At 42.3% G+C, this 20,818-nt stretch carries 21 protein-coding genes; 2 read left to right on the forward strand and 19 right to left on the reverse strand.

The features are described 5' to 3' along the window. Window positions 1-11: 11 nt before the first annotated feature. The 13 genes from QM968_RS03305 to QM968_RS03365 form a co-directional block, all read right to left on the reverse strand. Window positions 12-398 carry a hypothetical protein gene (locus QM968_RS03305; RefSeq protein WP_414382225.1) on the reverse strand — a complete coding sequence of 129 codons (387 nt, stop codon included), beginning with the start codon at window positions 396-398 and terminating at the stop codon, window positions 12-14. 45 nt (window positions 399-443) lie between these two features. Next, a complete protein-coding gene (locus QM968_RS03310) occupies window positions 444-782 on the reverse strand; it encodes a hypothetical protein (protein WP_070673803.1) in 339 nt (112 codons plus the stop codon). An 18-nt stretch (window positions 783-800) separates the two neighbouring features. Next, window positions 801-1,220, reverse strand: a complete 420-nt coding sequence (locus tag QM968_RS03315) for an SMI1/KNR4 family protein (RefSeq protein ID WP_371610748.1) — start codon at window positions 1,218-1,220, stop codon at window positions 801-803. 202 nt (window positions 1,221-1,422) lie between these two features. Further along, window positions 1,423-2,781, reverse strand: a complete 1,359-nt coding sequence (locus tag QM968_RS03320; protein WP_414382229.1) for a sensor histidine kinase — start codon at window positions 2,779-2,781, stop codon at window positions 1,423-1,425. Then, window positions 2,753-3,427, reverse strand: a complete 675-nt coding sequence (locus QM968_RS03325; RefSeq protein ID WP_003006182.1) for a response regulator transcription factor — start codon at window positions 3,425-3,427, stop codon at window positions 2,753-2,755. The genes QM968_RS03320 and QM968_RS03325 overlap by 29 nt, the downstream gene beginning before the upstream one ends. A gap of 89 nt (window positions 3,428-3,516) precedes the next feature. Then, entirely contained in the window at window positions 3,517-4,086 is a 570-nt protein-coding gene (locus QM968_RS03330; protein WP_006596735.1) for a PepSY domain-containing protein, read from the reverse strand. 177 nt (window positions 4,087-4,263) lie between these two features. Beyond that, the gene (locus tag QM968_RS03335; protein WP_123160027.1) at window positions 4,264-4,596 is read right to left on the reverse strand and encodes a hypothetical protein; all 333 of its coding nucleotides are present in this window, start codon (window positions 4,594-4,596) and stop codon (window positions 4,264-4,266) included. A gap of 27 nt (window positions 4,597-4,623) precedes the next feature. Then, window positions 4,624-5,322 (reverse strand): 3-oxoacyl-ACP reductase, encoded by a 699-nt coding sequence (locus tag QM968_RS03340; RefSeq protein WP_371610746.1) that lies wholly within the window; start codon window positions 5,320-5,322, stop codon window positions 4,624-4,626. Further along, window positions 5,315-5,551, reverse strand: a complete 237-nt coding sequence (locus tag QM968_RS03345; RefSeq protein ID WP_000141913.1) for a DUF2829 domain-containing protein — start codon at window positions 5,549-5,551, stop codon at window positions 5,315-5,317. Before QM968_RS03345 ends, QM968_RS03340 begins: the two co-directional genes overlap by 8 nt. Window positions 5,552-5,673: 122 nt before the next feature. Next, entirely contained in the window at window positions 5,674-7,074 is a 1,401-nt protein-coding gene (locus QM968_RS03350) for an APC family permease (protein ID WP_414382233.1), read from the reverse strand. Window positions 7,075-7,192: 118 nt separating this feature from the next. Continuing rightward, window positions 7,193-8,020 carry a hypothetical protein gene (locus QM968_RS03355; protein WP_414382236.1) on the reverse strand — a complete coding sequence of 276 codons (828 nt, stop codon included), beginning with the start codon at window positions 8,018-8,020 and terminating at the stop codon, window positions 7,193-7,195. Beyond that, window positions 8,017-8,817: a hypothetical protein gene (locus tag QM968_RS03360; RefSeq protein WP_414382238.1), complete on the reverse strand. Its 801-nt coding sequence runs from the start codon at window positions 8,815-8,817 to the stop codon at window positions 8,017-8,019. The genes QM968_RS03355 and QM968_RS03360 overlap by 4 nt, the downstream gene beginning before the upstream one ends. Then, complete coding sequence (locus QM968_RS03365; protein ID WP_414382241.1) at window positions 8,811-9,140, reverse strand: PadR family transcriptional regulator; 330 nt, start codon at window positions 9,138-9,140, stop codon at window positions 8,811-8,813. The genes QM968_RS03360 and QM968_RS03365 overlap by 7 nt, the downstream gene beginning before the upstream one ends. A 255-nt stretch (window positions 9,141-9,395) precedes the next feature. On the opposite strand from QM968_RS03365, the gene QM968_RS03370 reads away from it, so the two are divergent. Next, window positions 9,396-11,360, forward strand: a complete 1,965-nt coding sequence (locus QM968_RS03370) for a peptide ABC transporter substrate-binding protein (protein WP_414382244.1) — start codon at window positions 9,396-9,398, stop codon at window positions 11,358-11,360. Between the two features lie 393 nt (window positions 11,361-11,753). On the opposite strand, the gene QM968_RS03375 is transcribed toward QM968_RS03370, so the two are convergent. The 6 genes from QM968_RS03375 to QM968_RS03400 form a co-directional block, all read right to left on the reverse strand. After that, a complete protein-coding gene (locus QM968_RS03375) occupies window positions 11,754-13,757 on the reverse strand; it encodes an FtsX-like permease family protein (RefSeq protein ID WP_414382247.1) in 2,004 nt (667 codons plus the stop codon). After that, a complete protein-coding gene (locus QM968_RS03380; RefSeq protein ID WP_414382250.1) occupies window positions 13,750-14,517 on the reverse strand; it encodes an ABC transporter ATP-binding protein in 768 nt (255 codons plus the stop codon). The genes QM968_RS03375 and QM968_RS03380 overlap by 8 nt, the downstream gene beginning before the upstream one ends. Window positions 14,518-14,842: 325 nt before the next feature. Continuing rightward, window positions 14,843-15,403: a hypothetical protein gene (locus QM968_RS03385; protein ID WP_368403788.1), complete on the reverse strand. Its 561-nt coding sequence runs from the start codon at window positions 15,401-15,403 to the stop codon at window positions 14,843-14,845. A 214-nt stretch (window positions 15,404-15,617) separates the two neighbouring features. Further along, entirely contained in the window at window positions 15,618-16,736 is a 1,119-nt protein-coding gene (locus QM968_RS03390) for a DUF4767 domain-containing protein (protein WP_414382253.1), read from the reverse strand. 83 nt (window positions 16,737-16,819) lie between these two features. Then, the gene (locus QM968_RS03395) at window positions 16,820-17,677 is read right to left on the reverse strand and encodes an alpha/beta hydrolase (protein WP_414382256.1); all 858 of its coding nucleotides are present in this window, start codon (window positions 17,675-17,677) and stop codon (window positions 16,820-16,822) included. Beyond that, on the reverse strand, window positions 17,664-18,956 hold the full coding sequence (locus QM968_RS03400; RefSeq protein WP_414382259.1) for a PTS transporter subunit EIIC: 1,293 nt from the start codon (window positions 18,954-18,956) through the stop codon (window positions 17,664-17,666). Before QM968_RS03400 ends, QM968_RS03395 begins: the two co-directional genes overlap by 14 nt. A 312-nt stretch (window positions 18,957-19,268) precedes the next feature. On the opposite strand from QM968_RS03400, the gene QM968_RS03405 reads away from it, so the two are divergent. Next, window positions 19,269-20,663, forward strand: coding sequence for an MFS transporter (locus QM968_RS03405; RefSeq protein WP_414382262.1), 1,395 nt, complete (start codon window positions 19,269-19,271; stop codon window positions 20,661-20,663). The last annotated feature ends 155 nt before the right edge of the window (window positions 20,664-20,818 follow it).

A 20,818-nucleotide genomic window follows, 5' to 3' on the forward strand; every position in this document is an offset into this window, starting at 1 on the left:
ATCAACTACACCTAGTAGTATGCGACTTCCCCTAAACCATATTCTAAAATTTCAAGACTATTGAGGGAGAATTTAAGTCCTCTACCATGCTCCGAGTCCTCAATCAGTCCAAATTCCAAGCCGAAAATTAAGTCTATATTCCTTTGTTCAGACAAGATAAAAACAGAAAGGAGTCTTGCATGTGTTAGTCTTGGAAATTCCTCCTGAATTTTTTCCAAAGCTTTTGGATACCATACTGATGATTGATCCAGTAGATGATCGAGTTTTGCTTTATAAGACGGAGTCAACTCCTCATTGATAACTTCTAAAGAATCACTTAAAGCAAGGCAGACCTTTTCTCTTTCCTCTGGAATTGCTACATACATCTCGTTATGGATATCAAATTTATATTCTCTCATCACTATCTTTCCTCCTTTTGTATACCATTTCTCTAATCGGCCTAGCTAATCATCAAAAGGCATAAAACTATCATGCTGCTGATAATAATTCAAAGCCTCGACCAAGTCTTGGAGACTTGCATTTGGTTTTTCTTCAAGTGCGACTGCAAGAACATCAATCAACTGCTCTCCATAGTAGACTAGTTGCAGATCTTGCTCCGTCACTTCTGTCGGGTAGATATCACGGTCTTCCACGACATCCGGATAATCGGACACCCAATAGAGCCTAGCTAGTGCCAGTTCTCCATCCTCCTTGCCATAGAGGCAAAAATCATCTGATACTAATTGATCTACGCGCACCTGCTCAATTATCTGCTCTAGTGAAAGTTCTTGGTGTTTTCGCATCCCTTCTCCTTTTTCGTCTCACTCTTCAACAAAAGAGTTCAAAAATTCCTCAAAAGAAGCCCATTGACCGTAGATCTCAGCTGTTTCTTCTAGAACATAGAAGTACACCTTGCCATAATCTTCTGCCCTTAAAGAAAGAGCATAGTTACCCGATCCAGGATCATAGGCAAAATGGAGAAGGTCTGTAGCCTTAAATCCAGCGGGCACAGCCTCATCGTCAAACCATTTCATAGACTTCCTCATCTCTTCAAGTGAATCAAAGGAATTGAAAGGAAAGAGATGATAATCATCGTGAACACCCCTTACTTGGGGCTGGCCACCGTTGTACTGGAGATAAAAATCCTTCATGGCTTCCGGCAATTTCTTTCCAAGAAACTCCTCAAATTGTAAAAGATCTTCTCTTGAAATAGCTGGATCTGTGTCTATCAATACGAGCATCCCGTCTCCTTTTTGAGTCTCTCTTTCCATAGTTTGACCTCCATATTACAGGTCCCTTTTAGGCTATCATACCATAAGATTCCCTTTCCATAAAGCTAAAACAGAAAATGAGCCTAGCGGTTTTACTAGACTCATTTTATCCTTATTATTTCACTTTATTATTTTCCCTTTTCAACCCATACTGATCGCTCAATCAACCGTCTTAGACAGAAGTCTTGTCCTGGATCTGTGGGAAAGTCACACGAAAGAGACTTCCTTTTCCTTCTTCAGAGATGATTTTCACCTCTGCTCGATGGAGGTCTGCAATGTCCTTAATAAAGGACAACCCAAGTCCGATACCACTATTGAGGCCCTTGTTCCGAGAATCCTCCACCTGATAGAAGCGATCCCAAATCTTGCTCAAATAGTCTGGCGCTATCCCAATACCATCATCCGCTACCTTGAGAACAGCACCAGCTGGACTAGCCACCAAGTGGATGGCAACCTTGGTCTTGGTAAATTTCACTGCATTGCTCAATAGATTATCCAGCATCCGAGTGACCAAAACAGCATCCCCCTGAATCCAGAGGTCCGGCTGAATGCTCACTTCAAAGGCTATGGGGCTTTCGCCCCACTTTCTTTCCTGTCCCTGACAATAATCTGACACCAGGGTTGATAGACAAACGGGTTTTAAATCCGACCACTGCAGGTGTTGGGTCTTGGATATTTCCAAGATCTGCTCGGTCATCGATTTCATTAATTTAGCCTGCCGATGAATGACCGTCAAAGATTCCTTGGTCTCCTCTAGGTTATCTGCATATTTGGAGCCAAACTCACTCTCCGAAACGATGACTGACAGAGGGGTCCGCAACTCATGGGATACATTTTGGTTGAATTGCTTTTCTTTCTCAAAAGTCGACTGAACAGAAGAAATCAAATTATTAAAGACCTTGGTAAGACGAGACGTTTCTACATAATCCTTCTGATGCTCGGTCGACACGCGCTTACTGTAGTCTCCGCTCTCTGCAATTTCCTCTGCCATTTGGGTCACCTCTCTGATCGGCAGAAAGGCCTTACGAAGGATCCGACGTCCACCCCAGGCCATCCCAAGGATGGACAGAGGAGCTAGAATGGCCAAGGAAAGAAGAAAGATACTTAATTCTCTTCCTAGACCAGAAGCAAGGCGCACGCCCCGTATCCATTTGCCCTCACTTTCATTATAGACATCAAAATAATAATAGGTTGCTTGGGAAGAGGTATACGTCGACAATTTCCCAGACTCAAAGCCAGCATTGATATCAAAGCCACTTGGTAGAGCACCCTGCTCCAACTTCATGTTTTGATTGTAGAGTGCAAAATAATTGCCGTCATCAAAGGGCTCAAATTCCTCAAGGTCTGAAGCTACTTCCATGGTCTTCTGCTCCAGTTCCCCACGTGAGCTATAGCTGGACCAGGCTCCGGAAATGATAAAAGAAGCACAAAACATAAGAACAAAGAGAAGAGAAACAAAGAGGGTATACCACAATGTCACCTTAGAAACGATGGAGGGAGACTTAGAGTCCTTCTTCATTTTTGAAAACATAGCCCATCCCCCTTTTTGTCTGAATAATCGATGGATTACCTAATTTTTTGCGGATATTCTTGACTAAAACATCAATGATATTAGACTCTCCAACATAATCAAAATCCCAAATATGCTCACGAATCTGTTCCCGACTTAAAACCACATTGGGATGGCGCACCAGACACTCTAGTAACTCATACTCCTTGGAAGTCAGGTCAACCAAAACACCCTTGTGTTGGATGGTCTTTTTTGCCAGGTCTAAGGAATAGTCACCAAATTGGACCAGGTTGGTCAAGTTTTCTCGATTATTTCGTCTCAGCATGACGCGAATCCGAGCCAGTAATTCATCAAATTCAAAGGGTTTGACCAAGTAGTCGTCTGCACCAGCATCCAGTCCTGTTACCTTGTCTTCTAGGCTATCTTTAGCCGTTAGCATCAGAACTGGGGTCTTAATCTGATGATTTCTCAAGTAGCTCAATACCCCCAAACCATCTAGCTGCGGCATCATAATATCTGAAATAATCACGTCATACTGGGACACACGAATGTAGTCCAAGGCCTCCTGACCATCATAGGCCGCATCAACACTATACTGCTGGGTTTTCAGTAATTTAACGATGCTACGATTCAAATCTACTTCGTCTTCAATCACTAATACTTTCATAGCCACTTACTCCAAATTTCTTCCCTTATTATACCATGCTTCCATAAAAAATCTCGGCTAGGAAAAGCCTAGTCGAGATCTTACTCTAGTTAATCGTGATCCAGCTCCACATCTTCTTCCAATACGGTACCTGTATTGGCATCTAACTCTAACTCAATTTTTTGATTGCCTTCTCGCAAGCTAACGCTATAGACAAGTTTACCATCTTCTACATCTAACTCTACTTTTTCGATACTAGCATTCGAGTATTTTGATTTCAGCTGGCTCTCTACCTTAGCCAAGTCCAACTGAACACTTGCTCCGATTAATTGCTGATCTTCACGATCCTGACTCAGATCCTTAGTTTTTGACTTCAAGATAGCACCAGACTGGCCATCGATCTTATATTCTTTTTCATTTTTTCCATCCAAGATGGTCACTTCATACACTGCTTTTCCATGTTTTTCTTCTTGCTCGTAGCCAATCACTTTTCCACCCTTAGCTTCTTTCAGAGCTTTTTCTTGAGCTTGTGCAAGGGTGACAGATGCAGTCACTGTTGAAGAAGTAGTCTTTTTACTTGTTCCAGTATCGGCAAAGGCTACTACAGAGCCTAGAGCGGCAGTTGATAGAGAGAAGATTGCGAGACTTGCAACGGCTTTTTGTTTAATTGATTTTTTCATGTTAGTTACCAACTTTCTTTTTTTCTTATCAAGTTCTTCTTGATGATTCTATTTTATCTAAGAAAGATGAATCCAAAATGAATGAGAAAAGATTTTTTAAAAAATTTTTTAAAAAAGACTGAGTAAATCGACGAGCTTTTTGCAGCTATCTTTCTTAGTCCCCTTTCTATTTCTATCTTACTCCTCCTGCAAGATCTGATTAATAAAGTCTGTAATTGATTCAGCTACCTTTTGCATTTCGAGAGAACCTAGCGCACCTAGATCATTTTCATAAATGCTATCGTCCCCATTCTTTTTGAGGAAATAGGCCAGATCCCCATCTTGACCGATCATAAAGAAATCTGGTTCATCCTCATCAATCTGGTAGGTTTGATTGCGTTCGGTAAGATCTTCTTTAGCATAGAGACAAATACCTGTCTCACCAATGTCATAACCTGGCTGATCCCCTAAGTCATCAAGAAATACCTGATATCCTTTCGGTAAGGAAAAACCAAAATCATATTCGTGCATGCTTTAACCTCCTGCTTTCTCAGTTCTCTATTTCAAACTCCAACCACCATCAATGGTCAGGATTTGTCCCTGCATGGCAGAGGCCTTCCCACTGGCCAAAAAGAGACTGATTTCTGCCACTTCCTCTGGCTCAATCCAGCGTTTGATAGGTGTTTCACTGGCTACCCAATCTGCCAGACCACCTGGTTCAAAGTCAGCAGCGGTCATACCAGTCTTAACTGCACCAGGAGCAATGCCAAAGACCTGAATCCCAGCTTCAGCATAGTCTAGAGCTAATTGCTTGGTAAATCCTGCTAAGGCATGTTTAGAAGAGGTATAGGCGTGCCCACCTCCGCCTGCAAGGCTAGAAGCAATGGAGCACATATTGATGATGATCCCTTGCTTCTTCTCCAACATTTGAGTCAGATAATGTCGTGTCAGCTCTACCGGAGTAACATAGTTGATCTCAAAAATCTCCTGAATCTCCTGAGCGTTTTGCTCAAGAAGCGGTTTGTAATCGTCCAATACTCCCGCTGTATTGCACAAGACATCTACCTCAGGACACCAGTCGAAGATTGGTGTCAAATCCAAGGTTAAGTCTCGCTGTAAGAAGTGAAAATCGCCTGGCAACTGAGGATCTGCTCCTTGGTCCACTCCATAAACCTGATAGCCCTTTTCTAAAAACAAACGAGCTTGCGCCAGACCAATCCCGGTGCTCACGCCTGTAATCAAGACCCGTTTAGTCATGTACTTCCACCCAATCTGTCGCTAGAACATCACAGGGAGTTGGACTCCACATGGAAAAGCCTTCGCCTTCACCAGACACGTTAATGAGGAAATAAGGTGTCACTTCCAGAGCCACTCCATTTTGCTCGATGGTATCGAAAAGCTGGACATAGTTCTCTGCTCCGCCCCAACCCGTACGCACATATTTCTTTTTTGCCTTTAGTCCAGGCAAGATTTCTTCAAATGTCATGATCTTCTCCTTTGATTTATACTCCCTTTCATTATAACAAAAACAAGCATCCTTGTTGCTTACTATTTGGCCTTTCTTCTTCATCTGGTCAAAAAAAGCCAGAGTAGTTCTCTGACTTTTCGTTAAGCTTCTTGCTTATTTTCTTCAGAATGTTGGTAGCCATAGCTGAAATAAAGGACCGTCCCAATCAAGAGAGCAAGGCCAAAGGCCATCCAAGTTCCTAAAGAATACTGGGTCATGAAAGAGACGCAGATGATAATGGATAAAATAGGCAGGAATGGAACCAAAGGAGTCTTGAACTCCCCTTCCTTTGGTAGCCCTTGTTCTTTACGAAGTTTAAGAATAGCTATGGCCATCATGATCAAATAGGCTAGGGTACAGATATTTAAAAAGGAGGCAATGCTCGCTAATGGGAAAACCCCACCTGCAATTGCTGCAGCAATCCCAGCTAGTATCGTTGCCTTTTTAGGCACCTTGGTCTTAGGATCCAACTCCCGCATCATACTGGGAAGAAGACCATCACGCGCTAAACTATAGATCATTCGAGAAAGAGCAAAGGTCATGGAAATGCAGACGGTGATGAGGGTAAAAATCGCAACGAGGGAAACATAGGTCCCTGCCCAAGAGGCTCCTACCTGACGGAGAGCATAGGCAACCGCATCATCCACATTCAACTGACTAAAAGGTACCATCCCCGTTAGCACCAAGGTTACCAAGATATAGAGCACCGTCGTAATCATCAAACTGAGAACAATCCCCCGAGGAATATTCTTTTGAGGCTCTTGAATTTCATCAACCGCCATGGAAATAGACTCGAATCCTAGGAAAGCGAAAAACATGAGCGAAGCCCCCGCCATAATCCCTGTCTGACCACCATAGATTTCCCCAAATCCGTAAGGAGCAAAATTTGCCCAGTTGGCAGGATTGAGATGAAACATTCCTACCAGAACAAACAAAGCTAGGGCAGAGAATTTCAAAATTACCAGGATCGAATTAAAGCGCAGGACAAATTTAGCATTGTGGAGAACTAGAGCCGTCACCAGAACCATGACTAAAATGGGTAACAGATCCACATAGTTTCCTGCAGTAGGATTAAAGGTCCCATTTAAAGCTGCTGGGAGATGGATACCTCCATTCGCTAACAAGCCCTTGAAATAGGCTGCCCAACCCGAAGCGACCCCGGATACAGCTGTCATAAATTCCATAACCGTTAGCCAACCTGCAAGCCAAGCTGGAAACTCACCAAAGATAGCATAGAGGTAACTATAGGCTCCCCCAGTCGCAGGAATACGAGAGGCAAATTCGGCAAAAAAGAGAGCAGACAATCCTACGCAACATGCTGCAATCACAATGGAAACAATCAAGGCTGGCCCAGCTAAAGTCGCTGCTGCAGTCCCAGTAATCGTGATGATCCCCGTTCCCACCATAGCACCGATACCTAAAACAATCAAATCCCACATTCGCAAATGGCGGTTCAGACCAGCATGAGATTTGCCAACATCTTTTTTTCGAAATAGATTCATCCCTTTTTCCCCCCTTTTATTGTCATCATTCTATCACACTTAGATTGAAAATGGTAGCCTATCTCTGACAGTAACTTCTCCAACTAATAAAGGAGGGGCACCCCTCCTTAACTGTATTTTAACCTTCTTCAGCCTTCATCTTTTTCAAGGCCCGAATGGTAAACCAATAGTATATAACTAGCCCAAAAACAATGACGGCTGTTGGCAGGAGGACAGTCATACTAGGATTCTGAATTCCTTGTGCCAAAGTCCAGCGATGCAAGAATCCCACTATTAAGAAAGACAGAATAGGAAAGATGAAGGCACGAGCAAACTCTTCTTTCCACTGCCACAGGATAAGTCCTGCACTAGCCCCTGTCATCAGGAAGGCATCCCATGGATTCGGTACCGTCAACCAGGCAAAAGCTGGCAAGAAACGGACCCCAACTATTTCACTGATAAAATAGATCCCCAGAACGAGAACGACTACTCCATAAATTACTTTTTTTGACTTCTCTTCTGCAAAAATGAGGCGACGAAGGAGATAGAAGAGTAGTCCAACGACCAAAAGCCCCAAAATACCATCCGTTAGATAGACAAGTGGCTTAAGAACCAGGACTGCTTGTGAAGCAAAATCACTTAAGAGGCGATAAAAAATCACAATTCCCGAGATAATTGCCCCATATTTTAAAACAGATCGCGTGGATTCTTTGGGCATATTCTCTATAATTTGGTCTGCCATCCCCTTGGGATCCTGTCCAAAATAGTCCTTGGCTGTCCATCCATCTCCACTTGCTTGCGAAAAATCCAGCGCTAGATTATAGACCTGCTCTTTTAAAGCTTTCTCCTCATATAAGAAACCGGCGAAATTGAAATAATCCCAGAGATCTTGGAAATAAGCTTGGTCTTCCTGGCTAAAGGTTTGAACCAAATCCTGTGTTTCTTTATAATAAATAGCTGATGTCATATTGCTTTCCCCTTTCTTTGGAGACGAAATACAATGAGGAACAGGACTAGTCCTATAAGAGGGAGTAGCCAGCGTAATACATTAGCAGTTTCTGGATTCACAAAGCGAATCCAACATCCAGTTACTAGGAAAGTCAGCCCCATTACTAGTAGACTCGTCATCACGCGATCTCTACTTCTATAAGCCATAACCGCAAACCCAAGTAGAACTAGGACAGCAAGAGAAATCGCCCAACCATCTGATAAGAAGAGACTCCCAATGTGGCCAAAATAGATCGAAAATAGTCGTACGATGTTCAGAAAAACTATCAGGCTAATCACACTTATAAAAATAGCCCAAGGCCACTTGATTTCCCCATAGCTTTGCTTGGACCAAAGCCACATCATGAATTGACTAACCACTAAGAAGATAAGGAGATCTACCAGGTAGGTTAATGGGGCGATTCTCAGTGGTGTCATCCAGGTGAAATCCATTAAATAATGCACACCAGCTAAAATCGCTCCAAGAATGATGACTAATCCCGCATAAGATCCTAAAGAACGTTTAGGCAAATCTGAAAGAACTTGATCCACCATAGCCCGTGGATCCTTTCCAAAATAATCCACTGCCCGAATGCCTGCTTTTTCAGCAAGCTTTAAGTCACATACCATATTGTAGAGCTGTTCACCGAGTACCTCTTCGTCATAAAAATAAGACTTGGCACCAATATAGGTCATCATTTTTTTCATATAGGATTGATTGTCCTTATTTAAGTGCATCAATTCATCTGACATTTTTTCTGTATAACTTTCTACCATTCTTCCCCCTCCTTCTTGATACGTTCTACTTTTGTGACTAGCTCCTGCCACTGATCCCAAAATTCCTCTAAGCGCTCTTTTCCAGTATCACTTAGGGAAAAATACTTGCGATCGGGACCATCTGGAGAGGGCCTCATTTCCCCATGAATAACCCCTTGTTTTTCTAATTTTTGAAGTAGGGGATAAATGGTCCCTGCGACAATTTTGTCAAACCCCATCTCTTTAAGACTTTGGATCAATTCATAACCATAGATAGGCTTTTTGGAAATAATCTCTAGAACACAGCCCTCCAAGACTCCTTTTAGCAATTGGGACTCTTTCATCCTTCTCACCTCTTTCTTCATCCACTAGTTGGTTTTACATACTAGCTTCTTCACTATCAGTATACTCCTTTCCAACTAGTATGTAAAGCATACTAGTGGTTTTTTAAAAAAAATTTTTATTCCTTAAAAATCCCTTAATATCAAGGCCTTCACTGTATACTGGTGTGTAAATATGCAAAAAAAGTTCAAAAAACACTTTATTTTATAGATTGATTGGAGTATAATAATTAAAATTATTCAAAAGGAGACACGAATATGAAAAAATCGAAGCTTGCTCTTTTAGCAGGTGTAGCCGCTGCTTCAACGCTTTTCCTTGCTGCATGTGGTTCATCTTCTAATTCATCAAAGGGAACAACCTACAACTACGTGTATGGTACAGACCCTGATTCCTTGAACTATTTGACTTCAAATCGTTCAACTACAAGCGACATTACAACTAACTTGGTCGATGGTTTGTTTGAAAACGATCAATACGGTAACTTAGTGCCTGCTCTTGCAGAAGACTGGTCTGTTTCAAAAGACGGGCTCACTTATACCTACAAGCTTCGAAAAGACGCGAAGTGGTATGATTCAGAAGGAAATGAATACGCTGACGTCACTGCAAATGATTTCGTGACATCTCTGAAATATGTAGCCGATAAAAAGTCCGATGCTCTTTACTTGGTTCAAAACTCAGTCAAAGGCTTGGATGACTATGTAAATGGGAAAACCAAAGACTTCTCAACCGTTGGGGTCAAAGCTGTTGATGATCATACTCTTCAATATACTTTGAACCAGCCAGAATCTTTCTGGAATTCTAAATTGACCACTTCTACTATGATGCCGGTCAATGACAAATTCTTGGAATCAGCTGGGAAAGATTTCGGTAGCGTGAAACCAAATGGGATCCTCTACAACGGGGCCTACATTTTGAAGTCCTTCACTTCAAAATCACAAATCGAGTTGGAAAAGAACCCTGAATATTACGACAAGAAAAATGTTCACATCGATACCGTTAAATTAACTTACTTCGATGGATCCGACCAAGACTACCTTGCTCGTAACTTCTCAGATGGTAACCTATCTACTGCTCGTCTCTTCCCAACTAGCTCAACCTACAGTACGATTGAGAAGAAATTCAAGGATAACATCGTTTATTCCCCACAAGATTCTACTGTTTACTACGCTTACTTCAACGTCAACCGTCAAAATTACGGCCATACGAAGAAGACATCTGATGAGCAAAAGAATAACACCAAAACAGCTCTTCAAAACAAAAACTTCCGTCAAGCTTTGAACTTTGCTTTAGACAGAACTTCCTACAGTGCTCAAGTGAATGGGAAAGACGGAGCATCAAAAACTCTTCGTACCCTTCTAGTTCCACCGACATTTGTGCAAGCAGATGGGAAAGACTTCGGTACTCTCGTTGAAGAAAAACTTGCCGCAACAGGAGATGAGTGGAAAGGTGTTAGCTTCGCAGATGCTCAAGATAGCTTGCATAATGCGGATAAAGCCAAAGCGGAACTTGAAAAAGCGAAGGCTGAATTGCAATCACAAGGTGTTCAATTCCCAATCCATATCGACTATGTTGTGGACCAATCCTCTAATGCTCTTGTCCAACAAGCAGACTCTTTGAAGAGCTCAATCGAAGCAGCCCTTGGTACAGACAATGTCGTGATCGATGTACAAAAATTGTCTACAGACGATGCAGATAACGCTACTTATTTTGCCCAATCACCAGAGCAAAAAGACTTTGATATGGATATCACTGGTTGGGGACCTGACTTCCAAGACCCATCTACTTACTTGGATATCTTAAACTCAACAGATGGTTCAACCTTGACTGGTATGGGACTTGATCCTAAGAAAGACCAAGCACTCATCGAGAAAATTGGTTTGAACGAATACCAAGCATTGCTAGATGCTGCCAATGCTGAAAAATTGGATACCAATGCACGTTATGAAAAATACGCTGCTGCCCAAGCTTGGTTGACAGAAAATGCCATGGTTCTTCCAATCTACTCTAAGGGTGGAGTTCCATCTATCACTAAGGTAACACCATTCTCAAGAGCAAATTCTGCAATTGGTATTAAAGGTGAAACAACCTTCTTCAAATACCAAAAGGTTCAAGACAAGACAGTCACAACGGCTGACTACGAAAAAGCTTATAAGAATTGGTTGAAGGAAAAAGAAGAATCAAACAAAAAAGCACAAGAAGAACTTGCAAAACACGTGAAATAATCACGATAAAAACACCGAGGATCAAATCCTCGGTGTTTTTTAATGTTTACAGATTTTTTTTACATAGATAAAGCTAAGTGATGTAGAAACAATTAAGATAATACATACTATTATGCCCATTCAAGCATACACTGAAACTTTCCGCCGTGAGAAAAGTGCTAGAAACACTATTGTTTCTAGCACTCGGGAGTTTTGAAACCTTAGGTTCAAAACTAAGTCATGGAACTTCTTGGAAGTTCGCTGACGTCCGTACTCACCTAAGGAAAGTTTCAAGGGGAGCTTTGTCCTCAATCTGTAACACCGAGAATCAAATCCTCGGTTTTATTGATTAAAAAAAGTGTCCCAAGTGATCTCTTTTTCACCTATTTTCCTAAGCTTCCATCGTATCAAACGCTATCGCACGACAATCTTCCGATAACTTCTAGAAGTCAGTAGAAAGACGAGAACATAAGAGATGAAAAAGACAGCACAAATGGAAAGAGTTGTTTGAAGGACCAAGCCCGCATTGGTTGCTCCTAGGATGGCAACGATTTTTGCAATCATCTTGTAAGCTACTCCTAGGTACAGGAAGGAGAAGAATAATGGAAGGAAAAAGACGGTGAGAATCTGTTTGCGAATGGTGGTGGTCGTTTGCTTTTTGTCCAATCCTACTTGTTGCAAGATTACAAAATTTTCCCGGTCCTCATAGCCCTCTGAAATCTGTTTGTAGTAAATGACAAGAACTGTAGCTAATAGAAAGATCACCGATAGGAAAATCCCTATAAAGAGGAGTGTCCCTGCTGATTCACGCCAATCTTTCTCTATACTGTATCGATCAAATCCACCAAAATAAGTCGCACCATATTGACTGATTTTGTCTGTCGAATACAGCTCTTTGATCAAGCCAGAAATAAAATCTTGGTTATCTTTATTTTTAGCAGTAATAGAGAATTCCAAATTTTTATCAACTTTTAGTCCCAATTGGTTCAAGTCAGGGAGGACCAGGTACAAGCCCATTTGGTGTTGAAACAGGTCGGATTGAGGGAGTTTTCCTTGGATAAAATTGGAGTTTAGTTTTTCTTTAATCGTGAAGGTCTTCCCATTGATTTCTAATTGTGAGTCTAATTTCCCAGGATACTGATATCCATAGGCTAGGATTTCATTTTCCCCAAGCTCAACTTTTTGACCGGTCAGTTGCTCATAAGTTGCCTGATCAAAAAAGTTGACCACTCCTTCTGTCTTCAACTCCTGACCAGTTGATGAAGTAGACTGGTCATTCACCTCTAAGATCCTTCCATCAATCTTTCGAATTTCAGCTGACCAGTATGTTGTCTGTGCCACCTGATAATCGGACAGTTTCGTCGCATCGGCAGTTTTCTTAATTTGAGCTTGAACATCTTCAATAACCGGTTCTGTTTCAGCATCTGAAGTCATATGTCCCACACTAATCATGTAATCAGAAGGGTAGACAGTATCTAGGTAGTTCTTCCCTCCAATAAAGATATTGAGCGACCCTGTTAAGGTAACCAAGACCATGGTGGAAAGAATACTAATGGTCGCAAGGCCCGCTGCATTTTTTCGCATCCGAGCAATTAAATTAGAGACAGATATAAAATTCTCTGGCTTGTAGTAATAGGATTTCCGACCTTTGAGAAATCTTAAGAAGGTAATGGATCCTGCGTTGAATAAGAGATAAGTCGCTAGAATGACCAAGATGACGGCAATAAAGAATCCTTGAACCGCTGCAACTGGCCGCTCAACGGTTAGCGCTATATAAAAAGCAATTCCTAAGAGCCCTAGTCCTAACAGAGTTTGAACCAGCAAGAAGCGTCCCTTCTTCTCCCCTGCCTTTTTCTGTTGCATGAGGTGGAGGGAACTGTAGCGCAAGAGGCGGAAAGAATTCAACAAAAGAATGAGGCCAAAAGCTAAGGCTAACCCAAGTAAAGTGTTAAGAACAGCCCCTATCTGGAAGGTTGATTGAATGACGACTGGTAGCCCCATACATTTTAGGAGCAAGGCAAAAATCAAGCGATCAAACAAGAGCCCCAATCCCAGTCCCGCACCAACTGTAAGGATATAGAAGATAAGCAATTCCCATAGGGTCATGACGAGGAGGTGCTTCTTCTCCATTCCCAGAACACTGTACAGTCCCAATTCTTTGGAACGATTTTTCATGACATAGCCATTGGCATAAGCCACTAAAATGATGACGACCAGCTGGACGACGAAACTACCAAAACCAAGAACAGTTCTCGCCGATCCCCCTCCGTAAGTATCCTCTAAATGAGGGGTCGATGACAAGGCGATAAAACTATAAAGGATCATGGTCGTTAATATGACAGCCAGGGCAAAGGGGTAATAGAGTTTGCGATTTTGTTTAAGGTTGGAAAGAGCTAATTTACTTGTTAATTTAAACATCACGATCCTCCTTTCCCGCCATGACCGTCAAGGTATCTGAGATTTCTTGGAACATCTGACGCTCTGTCTTTTCTCCGCGGAAGATCTGGTTGTAAAGAATCCCGTCCTTGATAAAGAGCACGCGCTTGGCCCGTGCTGCCGCTGCGGTCGAGTGGGTCACCATGAGAATGGTTTGGCCCATGGTATTGATATCTTCAAAGACATCTAGCAAAGCAGCCGAGGACTTAGAATCCAGCGCCCCTGTTGGCTCATCGGCCAGTAGGATTTCTGGCGAGGTGATGATAGCCCGTGCCACAGCCACCCGTTGTTTTTGACCACCAGAGATTTCGTAAGGGTATTTTTCAAGCAGTTGGTGGATGCCCAACTCCCGACTCACGCTATCGACCTTACTCATCATTTCCTTGACCGGTCTACGAGAGAGGACCAGAGGGAGAAGAATATTGTCTTTGACAGACAAGGTATCCAGCAAATTGAAATCTTGAAAGACAAAGCCTAGTTTTTCCCGACGGAAGCTCGACGCATCCTTGTTCTTGATGGTCGAGGTGTCCATGCCATTGAGGTAGACCCGTCCTTCGGTCGGCTGGTCCAGCATGGCTAGGATATTGAGAAGGGTGGATTTCCCGGATCCTGATTCCCCCATGATGGCGACATATTCCCCTTTTTCCACGGTGAAGTGAATGTCTTTCAAGGCTTCGACCTGTGTTCCTTGAAAGCGGGTTTTGTAGATTTTTTTGATATGTTGAACGTCTAGTAGGGTCATGGTCCGTTCCTTTCTAGCTCGAAAAAGCTTCAATTGTTTTTTACAAATCAATTGTACTAAAATAAGAACGCTTTCACCATAACATAACCTTACATTTTCCCCTTTATTTCTTACATTTTTGTAAGAAAGCAAAAATAGGCTAGGACAAAATTCCTAGCCTCTTAATTGTTTTTGGATTGTCGAGCAAGACGCAGTGGTTGAGTGGGCTCTACTACGCTGATTTCATCAGCTTTTACAGCCCTACTCAACTGTGCGGAGGTGGGACGACGAAATCGAATTCTAACGAATGACCGATTTCTGTCCCACTCTCATTTTCATTTATGAATTATTCATCATCTGAAGATGAAGAAGTATATGGTGAAATTGCTTGATAAGCACTTTCAATAGCTTGTTTAGCAATATCACGAGCACTCTTTAATTGTTGTGCAACTTGAGCACGAGGTTGCTCAGGAATAACTGTATCATCAGAACCAAGGGATGAAAGTGAGTCGTTAAAAGCTTTTCTTGAACTTTCCATAGCTTGGATAGCTGGGTCTACTTGATTATTATAGGCCTCTTTTCCAGCAGCTGGAATCTTATCACCAATTTCTTTGACATATTTTGTGTAGTTATCGAGCATTTTTCCATAAATGGTTTTCATATCACCAAGTGTTTTGGCGTTATCGATTTCTTCATCTGTTACCAAGACGATTTCTGGAACATCAACTGAAGATTTTGATGTTTTTGAGGAACTGCTTGATTTGCTTTCTGAAGTAGATGATTTTTCTACTTTGCTAGAAGAAGCCTTTGCTTCTTTGTTAGAAGATTCTGAAGCAGTTTTACCAGAACATGCTGCCAATGTTGCAACTGACAAGAGAGCCACACCGGCTGTAAGAAGTTTTTTCATCATTATTCTCCTATAAATAAAGTTTGAATATATTTTAAATGATTTTCCTTTCATTGTCAAATATTTTCTGTTTTCAAATGCTTATATAACGGTTTTTATCACTATCTTTTAACATATTTTCTTTCCCAAACAACACTGCATGTTTTGGTTTTTTATGCATATAATGAATGAATAAAAACCAGAAAATACTCATTTTCTGGTCTAATGCTTCTTCTTACTGATGAAGCAGTTGCGTAAATTCTTCTTGAAGTTCCTTGTTTTCTGTTGGTTTTAGGTACATCTTTCCACCATTGGTCGTTGGGGAATGAAAGACAATGCCTTCTCCTGTATCTGTAATAGCAAAGAAATAACTATGCACATCTGGATACTTGTCCCAATTGCTATAGCGTTCCACTATGCGGTATTTTGCATTTCCCTGACCAGTATCTGTATAAATAGCATCCATCTTGCTATTGTCCCCTAGAGTATAGAGGTTGTCTGGTCCTACATCACCGCCAGCAATGCCTTTTTGGTAGTTGGGTTGCCCCATCTTTTCGCCCCAGGTCTTCATAAATTCTGCTAATTTTGCTGATTTTTCAGCATTCCAAGGTGTTTTCTCCTGGCTTTGGGTATCGCCTCCTGATGGTGTGCTTTCAAAGGTTTGCCAGTCAAAACTCTTGAGGTCCAGTTTATCCTCATCCGATTTTCCAAAGAGGGCATTCAGATCTGACCCAGGTACCTGAACTTCTTCTTCCTGGACTTTTGTCGCGGCTTGAGGTGTCTTTTCTATTCGTGAAAGCACGGCTACACCACGGCCAGTTCCCGACAACCAGCTAACTTCTATGACATCTCCTCCCTTATAGAGGGTTGTCGCATTACGCGCTCCTCCGTGTCCAGCGACGAAACCTTCAGCAAGCAAGGTCGGCTTTTGGTCCTTGAGGTAGTAGACTCCTGTCGCAAAGTAGGTCCCATCGGTTTGCTGGTTGGCGATGATCATCTCATCTACCCCATCGCTATTTAAGTCCTTAAAGGCATAGCGAACAGCTGCTGGCTGATTGATGACAGTCTCGATCACCCAGCTATTGATCATCCGATCTTCTTTGGCTAATGCATCATTCAATTTGGAAATGGCATCCAAATCTTTTGAAGTGGCAAAAATCTTTTGGTAGTCTGAAAAAACAGACTGGTATAATTGTTTGTTGTCTGCTTTTTTCGCTTGTTTCTTTGCTGAAGTCTGGCTCGTTGCAACCTCTTTTTTAGGACTGGACTGGCGCTGGTATCTTTGGTAACATCCTGTTAACAAGACCATACTTGAAGCCACTAATCCCAACTGGATCCAATGTTTTCTTTTCATCTGATCTCCTTTAGTCTCCCGTGTTTTCATACTGAACTTTATTATACTAAAAAAAGAGTGAGGAAGGAATCCCTTCTTCACACTTAGTTTTCTTTATTTGGTTTGGTTCTACGATCCATTTGACTTTCAACATGCTCTTTCACCAAGGCAACCACCTCATCATTGGTTGGAAGGTCCGAGTGCTGGGCATCTTCCCCCGTCACTGTGATCTCCGTATAACTAGCAGCTTGGTTTTGGTAGATATATTTCCCAGCAGAAACACTGGCATCTGGGACTAACTCATCGGAATCATAGGTGATGGTTCCTGCTACTGAATACATATGAAGCGTATTGGGGATGGCTTTTTTTCCCTTGATAAAATCGGCCAACATCTCAGATTTATTTTGAATATTGGTTTCCGTGAAATTATAGGGAGTTCCGATGGTCATGAGGGTCTTTAGATCCACATCATAATCTTCTAGATAATTTTCGATAAAGGCTGTATAAATCAAGCCCCCGTTAGAATGACCCAAGCCCTTGAAATTATTAAAATTGTATTTTTCTTGAAGGGCTTCAAAGGCTTGATTGAATAGTTTAGCCTGCTTTTTAATATTGCTATAGCCATCTTTGTTGTTTTCAAAACCAACCACAATCACTGGTTCATTGTCCTTGGCATCAATACTACCGCTATAGGTGATATGCCCATCATTCCATACCTTGAGCTTGAGCAGACTGTGCTTGGTGCCTTGGCGGCCTTGGTTGAGCTTGGTCACCAAGCCATCAAAGCGGTTCTCTGTTGCTGAGCTTCCTGGAATCATGATGATGGGCGACAGTTTGGAATTATAAAATTTCTCGATTTTTGAAACATTGGTTCGAGTCCAGCTATAAGAAGGTATGGCTAAACCGATCAAGAAAAGACAGACCAAAGTGAGGACGATGGCTGTTTTTTTAGAGACTTTCATCGCTTTCTCCTTTCACTTTTAGATCTTTTCGAATACGATTTCCCATGCGGACAAATGGTAGATAAAGGAGCACGTCTATCGCAAAACAAAGTATACTCACAGCTAAGGCTCTCAGACTTCCTCCCGTTCCAATGAAAGCATAGAGAAGGCTCGGAGTCCCATCTGGCACTGGATAGACGGCTGCTGGCATAAGCTTAAAGCACAAAGCCACAGCAGCGATGGCCATATTGACCAAGGGGATCAATAAGAAGGGAATCACATATAGAAGATTGAGCAGGACCGGAATCCCTACCATGAAGGGGGCACCGTTATTAAAGAGGCCTGGAAAAATACTGAGGAGACTGACTTTCTTGTCCTTTCGACTGTGGGAGACCAGTAAGATCGCTACCAAAAGTGCTAGGACAGCGCCAATTCCAGCTACCATGCCAAAACTCCGATACAAATTGGTCAAAGTATAGAGATGAGGAATCCCCGTCGTTGTATGATGGGTCACAGCGTAATTCAGATTTTCTAAAGCAAAACTGTCATCCACAATTGAGTTTAGGGCAAAAGCCTGACTGTTGCCGACCCAAGCTGATAAGCCACTGAAGAACCCCATGACAAAGGTAGACAGGAGATGATGACTGCTTATAGTCAGAAAGCTAAAGAATTGACCGATCATTTGAAAAATACGGTACTGATTGCCAAGAAGGAGGAGAATATTCAGGCTAACCCCTAGAACCAAGGACAAGAAAATGGGACGCACAGTCTTGGGCTGATAGATAAAGTCTTTGTCCACAATCTGGTCGTCACTAGCCTTGGATAGTCGAAAGATCTGTCCGATTAGATAGCCTAAAACAATGGCTAAGAGGATATTGGTCGTCGCAGGTAAGTTGATTCGCGTCAGTTGTCCATCATTGAGTGGGCTCACCAATAATTCCTGAGACCCTACAATCAAGCTGACCAAAAGAGCAGTGACACCAGCTGTCCCCGTACTTCTACCATAGTGCCCAGCTGTATATTTCCCAGCAAAGTAAGTCGCTAAAGGCCCCGCTAGACCTCCTAGAAAGTTGGAAAAATTAATAAGAACTTGACTGACCACTTGATCCCATGGCAACCAACTATCCATCGAAAAGAGTTGATGAATATAGCCTGGACCAGAGAAGACCGATAAGGCGATCACCCGAACGATTCCTGAAAATAAGAAAAAAGGAAATAAGGAAACGAGTGTTTTCTGGGATATTTGAATTAAACTATTTTCTCGTAACCAAAAAAACTTCTGGACTAAATACTTGGCCATGGCGCCCCCTATTGGTGTGTTCACGTTGCTTGCTTTCTTCTTATTATATCATAGTGGTGAGCAATCCCTTTCATTTTTAGAAGCAGCATCTTTTGAGAATACTTTTAAAATTTTCACAATTTTTCAAAAACTCTTTGACAGGGTTCTTCATTTCCTCTATACTATTTGTTAGCTAACAAAACGATGAATCAGGTTAACGTCGGTCCTGCTATGCTCATAGCAATTGGATTTGACAGGAAATGAGATCGCTACAATGGATTTTCAGACCATTTTTACAACATTATAGGAAGATTTAGGAGGAATCAGACGTCTATGTCACAAGAAAAAATTTCAGCCAAGGTCTTGTTCGCGATCTTTGCGACAGGGATCCTGTCCTTTTGCGGGGTGGCTGGAGAAACTGCCATGAACATCACCTTTCCAATATTGATGAAGGAATTTGAGATCAACACCGCAACAGTCCAGTGGGTTACCACCATCTATCTTCTAGTGGTTGCCTGTGTGGTCCCCTTATCTGCTTATCTCAAGCGTTCCTTTAAAATGAAGTCCATCTTTTTAGTTGGAAATCTCCTATCTGTTTTAGGTGTTCTTATCGACTTCTTAGCTCCAAATTTTGGCTTTGTGGTCCTGGGGCGATTGGTCCAAGGAATGGGGGTTGGTTTTGCCCTCCCTCTGATGTTTAATATCATTTTAGAACAAGTCCCAAAACGTAAGATCGGTCTCATGATGGGAGTGGGGACCTTGATTACAGCCATTGCACCCGCTATTGGGCCTACTGTCGGGGGACTCTTAACCGCTAGCTTCGGCTGGCGGTCCATCTTTTTAGTTCAATTCCCGATCCTTTTGGCCTCACTAGTTGCAGGACTTCGCTCCATTGAGCAAATCAGTAAAGTCAAGAGGGAAACCTTTGATATCGGGAGCCTTCTTGCCATCATTGCCCTTTTCATAGGGTTGATTCTAGGTATTCATGGCCTAGCGGATCATGCGTTCTTCAGTTTTTCTGTGCTTGGTTGGCTGGTGATCGGAACCTTGGGACTGGTCCTTTTGGTCTGGCGGTCCAATCAGTTAGAGACTCCCATTATCAATCTTTCTATTTTGAAAAATCATCGTCTCACTGGCCATATTCTAGCCTTCTTCACCTTTCAATTAGGTTCTCTTGCCATGAGTTTTCTTCTTCCTAATTATGTCCAATTGGTCAACCACTCAAGCACGACGCTTGCAGCCTTGATGCTGCTTCCAGGAGCCATCATTGGAGCTGGTTTTGCTCCCTTCTCCGGTCTGATTCTAGATAAACTGGGGGCCCGCAAACCGATCCTCCTTGGAGCTGCTTTCATCCTTCTGGCCCATTTTCACTTTACCCTCTTGGGCCTGAAGCTGACAAATGGCTTGATTCTCATCTTTTACATGATCTTCATGACCGGTATGGGACTTGCCTTTGGCAATATCATGACAAACGGACAGAAACAACTCTCTCTGGAAGAGCAACCCGATGCGAACGCAATCTTTAATACCTTGCAACAATTTGCAGGTGCTGTTGGAACAACTCTGGCTTCCTTGATCGTTGCCATGAGCCAAGCCAATCAAAAGTTGGATTTCACCCAAGCCACAGCTAAAGGAAGTCGCAACGGTTTCATGGCCTTATTTGCCTTAGGTATTTCCCAACTCCTTCTCTTATTTTGGGTGGTGGGAAAAGATAATGAAACGAACTAATTTATCTCATTAAAAAGGGGTTGGGCAAAAAACTGTCCAACCTTCGATCTTTGATAGAAATAACTGTATGACGCAGTGGTTGATTGGCATCTTTGTTCGCTTGATTAAGCTCCAAAGAAGACCTAATCAACTTTGCGGGGGTGGGAAAACGAACT

Origin of the sequence: Streptococcus sp. OMI870, assembly GCF_047460295.1 — a bacterium.
Taxonomy (GTDB): Bacteria; Bacillota; Bacilli; order Lactobacillales; family Streptococcaceae; genus Streptococcus.

What these genes read in the sequence shown, in the direction of transcription:
- QM968_RS03305 (WP_414382225.1), bottom strand. Translation starts at nt 398, where the DNA reads ATGAGAGAATATAAATTTGATATCCATAACGAGATGTATGTAGCAATT.
- QM968_RS03310 (WP_070673803.1), bottom strand. Translation starts at nt 782, where the DNA reads ATGCGAAAACACCAAGAACTTTCACTAGAGCAGATAATTGAGCAGGTG.
- QM968_RS03315 (WP_371610748.1), bottom strand. Translation starts at nt 1,220, where the DNA reads ATGCTCGTATTGATAGACACAGATCCAGCTATTTCAAGAGAAGATCTT.
- QM968_RS03320 (WP_414382229.1), bottom strand. Translation starts at nt 2,781, where the DNA reads ATGTTTTCAAAAATGAAGAAGGACTCTAAGTCTCCCTCCATCGTTTCT.
- QM968_RS03325 (WP_003006182.1), bottom strand. Translation starts at nt 3,427, where the DNA reads ATGAAAGTATTAGTGATTGAAGACGAAGTAGATTTGAATCGTAGCATC.
- QM968_RS03330 (WP_006596735.1), bottom strand. Translation starts at nt 4,086, where the DNA reads ATGAAAAAATCAATTAAACAAAAAGCCGTTGCAAGTCTCGCAATCTTC.
- QM968_RS03335 (WP_123160027.1), bottom strand. Translation starts at nt 4,596, where the DNA reads ATGCACGAATATGATTTTGGTTTTTCCTTACCGAAAGGATATCAGGTA.
- QM968_RS03340 (WP_371610746.1), bottom strand. Translation starts at nt 5,322, where the DNA reads ATGACTAAACGGGTCTTGATTACAGGCGTGAGCACCGGGATTGGTCTG.
- QM968_RS03345 (WP_000141913.1), bottom strand. Translation starts at nt 5,551, where the DNA reads ATGACATTTGAAGAAATCTTGCCTGGACTAAAGGCAAAAAAGAAATAT.
- QM968_RS03350 (WP_414382233.1), bottom strand. Translation starts at nt 7,074, where the DNA reads ATGAATCTATTTCGAAAAAAAGATGTTGGCAAATCTCATGCTGGTCTG.
- QM968_RS03355 (WP_414382236.1), bottom strand. Translation starts at nt 8,020, where the DNA reads ATGACATCAGCTATTTATTATAAAGAAACACAGGATTTGGTTCAAACC.
- QM968_RS03360 (WP_414382238.1), bottom strand. Translation starts at nt 8,817, where the DNA reads ATGGTAGAAAGTTATACAGAAAAAATGTCAGATGAATTGATGCACTTA.
- QM968_RS03365 (WP_414382241.1), bottom strand. Translation starts at nt 9,140, where the DNA reads ATGAAAGAGTCCCAATTGCTAAAAGGAGTCTTGGAGGGCTGTGTTCTA.
- QM968_RS03370 (WP_414382244.1), top strand. Translation starts at nt 9,396, where the DNA reads ATGAAAAAATCGAAGCTTGCTCTTTTAGCAGGTGTAGCCGCTGCTTCA.
- QM968_RS03375 (WP_414382247.1), bottom strand. Translation starts at nt 13,757, where the DNA reads ATGTTTAAATTAACAAGTAAATTAGCTCTTTCCAACCTTAAACAAAAT.
- QM968_RS03380 (WP_414382250.1), bottom strand. Translation starts at nt 14,517, where the DNA reads ATGACCCTACTAGACGTTCAACATATCAAAAAAATCTACAAAACCCGC.
- QM968_RS03385 (WP_368403788.1), bottom strand. Translation starts at nt 15,403, where the DNA reads ATGAAAAAACTTCTTACAGCCGGTGTGGCTCTCTTGTCAGTTGCAACA.
- QM968_RS03390 (WP_414382253.1), bottom strand. Translation starts at nt 16,736, where the DNA reads ATGAAAAGAAAACATTGGATCCAGTTGGGATTAGTGGCTTCAAGTATG.
- QM968_RS03395 (WP_414382256.1), bottom strand. Translation starts at nt 17,677, where the DNA reads ATGAAAGTCTCTAAAAAAACAGCCATCGTCCTCACTTTGGTCTGTCTT.
- QM968_RS03400 (WP_414382259.1), bottom strand. Translation starts at nt 18,956, where the DNA reads ATGGCCAAGTATTTAGTCCAGAAGTTTTTTTGGTTACGAGAAAATAGT.
- QM968_RS03405 (WP_414382262.1), top strand. Translation starts at nt 19,269, where the DNA reads ATGTCACAAGAAAAAATTTCAGCCAAGGTCTTGTTCGCGATCTTTGCG.